Origin of the sequence: Crocosphaera sp. Alani8 (assembly GCF_038442745.1) — a bacterium.
GTDB lineage: Bacteria > Cyanobacteriota > Cyanobacteriia > Cyanobacteriales > Microcystaceae > Crocosphaera.
Map to the genome: position 1 here is coordinate 1 of NZ_JARVCN010000305.1, position 3,867 is coordinate 3,867.

Below are 3,867 nucleotides of genomic sequence, written 5' to 3' on the forward strand. Positions count from 1 at the left end.
CAAAAAGCCGAAACCTTACAAGGGATTGGCCGCCAACGTTGCCAACGATACCCAGGACAACGATTTAACCTCTTTTTCATCGCCACTGACTTTGACCTTGATTTTCTGAGAGCTTATGGGGCTAAGGTTAAAAATATTCATTCCCTTGAAATTCACCCCGACGCGGGCGATGCTACCCAAGTGGCCAGACTCGAATTACTCAAGGGCATTCAAGAGTTAATCGAACGTGGGGATAAGATCACCAGTGAGAATCAAGTGGGTACACATTTAGAAAAATCCCGTCAGGCCGTCAATAAATTACTCCGTCATGCAGGGGTCAAATTAGCTGACCTTGTGGAACAGATAAAAGTGTCAACCCGCTCTATAAAAGCTACTAATAGAGGGGGTTGTCAACCAAAAGCTAATTTTCTCTTCAAGGAATTTCGAGCCTTTTTAGAGCTTGACGTAGTGTCCATGGCCAATGAAGTCATCGAGGAGATCCACTCTATGGGATGGGATGATTTTGTTGAGTATTGTCTTAATTCTTATCCAGAACCAGTTAAGGCAAGGATTTTAGGAGTCTTGTGGTTTTTTGTTGATGGGGACAATCAATATCTTGAACAACCACCACCACCCCCTTTCTCAATGGCGTGACAACCATAAAAATAATAAACAAAACATAAAATGGTCAAATGGGGGGATTGGGGGGTTTTGCCCCCCAACCAGCAGCACACCCGGTTATTGGGGAGGGAGCAACTGTATTACAAAAAGCCTGCTGGCTCTCCCCTACGGCGACCCCTTTTCTGTCACTGTTTTCATGGGTTTTTTCAGTTAAATATAGACTGATTTTTCGTCAAAGGTCTTATTTGGTCATCAATAAGTCTTTTGAAGTTTAGTAATTATCGAAAATTTGATAGTCGAAATCAACTAAATTAGCTTATTTAAACAGCTAAAACTCAATTATTAGCTATCTCAAGAATCTCATAATATATTTCTCTTATTTTTTCTAAAATACGCCCTTGTTTAATTTTAACCCTGACTTTTGTAGACTTATTTGGCCGTCAAACTACTTTTAGTAAAAATGCACTAGAAGATAAACAAAATATAAAAAGGATTTTTTGGCTCCCCAACCATCACCAATGGATCAAACACTCTTATTTAAAAAGTCCCACTGTTGAGGAGTGCCTTTATTGTCGCCACAAATCATCCCTTATCCTCCAACCTTCATAAAAAATCTGCTCTGATGTGTTGCATGATGTGGAACCAAAAATATCATCTTTTTCAATCATTCGGTCAAGCTTGTTATTAATTTGGTCAAGCTTATCAAGAATGCTTTGTAACAATTCTTGTTCAGTGGGGGTTAAATCGCTTACTTTACGCTTTAAATTTATACTACGACTTGTAGGGAAGAAAAAGTTTTGAAACCGCAAGTCCAAGATGAAACTGATTTGTTTTAATCTACCAAGAGTATTCCTTCAACTTTTCTATATATTTCAACCATCACATCGCCATTAAATCTATCAAAGTCGCAATTCATAAAGGTTTCAGCGTGATCATTCTCAATGCCACAGGAAAACGCCGAAAAACGAAGGAGTAATCAGTCGGTTTTTATTTTTTAAAACCGTTGCTATTCAAAGTATCAAAGAAAAAATACGGTAAAAATCAGCTATATTAAACTGATATAACCTAAATCATTCAATAAAATCCTTTTTCTTTGTACTATAGTTCAAAAATACTAAATAATCGCTCTTGTCAAGTCGTTCAAGGTCGGCAAAAGTCGCCACTCAAAAATAGCCCCATATTTGGTCAAGCTGAGGGGCATTTCTTATATGGTTTTCGCAATGATAGTTGGAAGAAAAATCGTTAGCTAAAAAAATGGACTCGCCAGCAAGTCTTTACTGTTGCTGAAAAAGTCCGCTTCTATTCCCTAGTCTTGCCTTTTATTGAGTCATTTTTCCATTAAATTTCATCGGTCGGCCTTGGAACTAAAGGCGTAATGTAATCTAAAAGTTCAGGGATAAAATTTTCAATCACTTGCCAGACTAAATCCAGATTAACCTCATCATAATCATGAACCAGTCGATCCCTCATCCCTGCTATTTGTCGCCACTGAATTTCTGGATGGGATTGACGAAAATCATTTGATAGCCTTTTAACCACTTCCCCGATAATCGTAATTTCGTATAAGACGGCAAGTTGAGTTCTTTCATCCGCATAAAACTCTGTTTCAGTCATCCCATCGGTTAACCGGAGAATGGTTCGACACAGTTTGGCCATATCAAGCAGATAGGATTTGTCCTGATTCATAGATGAGAGTAGCCGCTTCCAAAATGTTCTGACGGCGAATCCAGTTATGACTGTTTTCAATAGACCGTTTTTCAACGAGGTCTACTTTTCGTCCGATAAGATCCTCAAGTTCATATTGGATGCCCACTAAATCCATTAAGCTTAGTTGGATTTGAGGATCGAAGACCACAAGGAAATCAATATCGCTTGTCTTCTTAAAATCCTCCCTGAGAACAGAGCCAAACACCGATAATTCAAGGATCTGGTTTTGTTGACAGAAGTTAATCAGTTCACTCGCTGAAACATTGAGTCTATTCCATATTTTTTTATCCATCCTTTTTATCTACCTATGTCAAACCCTCAAATCTTGGTATATAAGAAAAACTAATAATTTAGGTAATACTGCTCAGGAATCTTAAAGTTAAATGATAAGAAAATCTAAACTCCCTTTTCTAGAACAACGGCTTGATGAGGATTGAAGGCGTTTACGTTATTAAACTTATCTTTATTGGCCTAGAATATTTTCTATGAAAGTAAACCGCTATGGCCGCGCTGAAATCCTCACTCCTCAACAAATATCCTCACTGTTTGACGATGGCTTTGTCAATCCACGCGATCGCGCTTTATTCGGCATCTGTCTCTACGCAGCAGCCCGTATTAACGAAGCAGTTACCCTCTTCTATGGTGATGTGATCGGCATAAAAGGAGTCAGGGAAAAACTCGTTATCCGCAGCTTTAACACTAAAGGAAAACAAGACACTAGAGAAATCGATATACACCCCCGTTTAACTCAATATTTACTTGAATATAAGGACTCATACCCATCCCTCAACAAATATAACCCTAATCTCTTCCCAGGCCGTCACGGACGGGGACACATTCATAAAGCTAGTGCTGACCGCATTCTTAGAGGGATCTGTAAAAAGCTAGAAATCGAAGGAGTCAGTACCCACAGCTTCCGACGCACCGCTTTGACCCAAATGAGTGATGCTGGTGTACCCTTAAGGCACATCCAGGCTATCTCAGGTCATCGTACTTTAGCAGCCCTTGAACGTTATCTAGGGGTCACGGATAAGCAGAAGCAACAGGCCATCTCTACTCTGGATTTTTGAACTTATCCTTGAATCGTCAAGTCACTAGCTTTAATCGCTGATTATATCTGCTTTATGCCATACATCAGAAAATAAAGTCAATATGATGTTCGACCAAATTCGTGCTTCACATCAATTTTCTCTTATTATATTTATAAAAGCCACTAAATTAAAATTTTAAAAATATTACTAATACAATGAGACAAAAATATATTGCTTTAGCTTGTTTTTTAGCTATGATTTCAGGAGCAATTTTCAGATCAGATAAAATTATAAGTCATGATTCTGGATTGACAATTTGGTTTTGGTTTTCAACTATTTCAGGAGTAGTTTTAAATTTCTCTTTTTCAGTTCCTAGTCAATTTAAAATTTTTCAAAAGAGCATTTTTATCTCTGGGCTTTATTCTATTAGTCTTATTGCTAGAGATATTTATCAATTACTATTATTATCATTTATTGCAGAAATGTTGAATGTCTTTAGAAAACTTTACATATCAAATTAGACTAACCC

5 protein-coding genes are annotated in these 3,867 nt (G+C 37.7%); 3 read left to right on the forward strand and 2 right to left on the reverse strand.

The window, feature by feature from the left end:
• The coding region (locus tag P9B04_RS16385; protein WP_342056057.1) for a hypothetical protein at positions 1-633 on the forward strand (633 nt) is incomplete at its 5' end.
• Positions 634-1,938: 1,305 nt separating this feature from the next.
• Here P9B04_RS16385 and P9B04_RS16390 read toward each other — a convergent pair.
• Both P9B04_RS16390 and P9B04_RS16395 read right to left on the reverse strand, forming a co-directional pair.
• Positions 1,939-2,286, reverse strand: coding sequence for a HepT-like ribonuclease domain-containing protein (locus tag P9B04_RS16390; RefSeq protein ID WP_342056058.1), 348 nt, complete (start codon positions 2,284-2,286; stop codon positions 1,939-1,941).
• The gene (locus P9B04_RS16395) at positions 2,258-2,599 is read right to left on the reverse strand and encodes a nucleotidyltransferase family protein (protein ID WP_342056059.1); all 342 of its coding nucleotides are present in this window, start codon (positions 2,597-2,599) and stop codon (positions 2,258-2,260) included. The genes P9B04_RS16390 and P9B04_RS16395 overlap by 29 nt, the downstream gene beginning before the upstream one ends.
• A 193-nt stretch (positions 2,600-2,792) precedes the next feature.
• Here P9B04_RS16395 and P9B04_RS16400 point away from each other — a divergent pair, with 193 nt between their 5' ends.
• Positions 2,793-3,377 (forward strand): tyrosine-type recombinase/integrase, encoded by a 585-nt coding sequence (locus P9B04_RS16400; RefSeq protein ID WP_342056060.1) that lies wholly within the window; start codon positions 2,793-2,795, stop codon positions 3,375-3,377.
• 176 nt (positions 3,378-3,553) lie between these two features.
• A complete protein-coding gene (locus P9B04_RS16405) occupies positions 3,554-3,859 on the forward strand; it encodes a hypothetical protein (RefSeq protein WP_342056061.1) in 306 nt (101 codons plus the stop codon).
• Positions 3,860-3,867: the final 8 nt, after the last annotated feature.

Excerpts from the sequence above, each read along its gene's own strand:
- P9B04_RS16390 (WP_342056058.1), bottom strand. The coding sequence starts at position 2,286 with ATGAATCAGGACAAATCCTATCTGCTTGATATGGCCAAACTGTGTCGA.
- P9B04_RS16395 (WP_342056059.1), bottom strand. The coding sequence starts at position 2,599 with ATGGATAAAAAAATATGGAATAGACTCAATGTTTCAGCGAGTGAACTG.
- P9B04_RS16400 (WP_342056060.1), top strand. The coding sequence starts at position 2,793 with ATGAAAGTAAACCGCTATGGCCGCGCTGAAATCCTCACTCCTCAACAA.
- P9B04_RS16405 (WP_342056061.1), top strand. The coding sequence starts at position 3,554 with ATGAGACAAAAATATATTGCTTTAGCTTGTTTTTTAGCTATGATTTCA.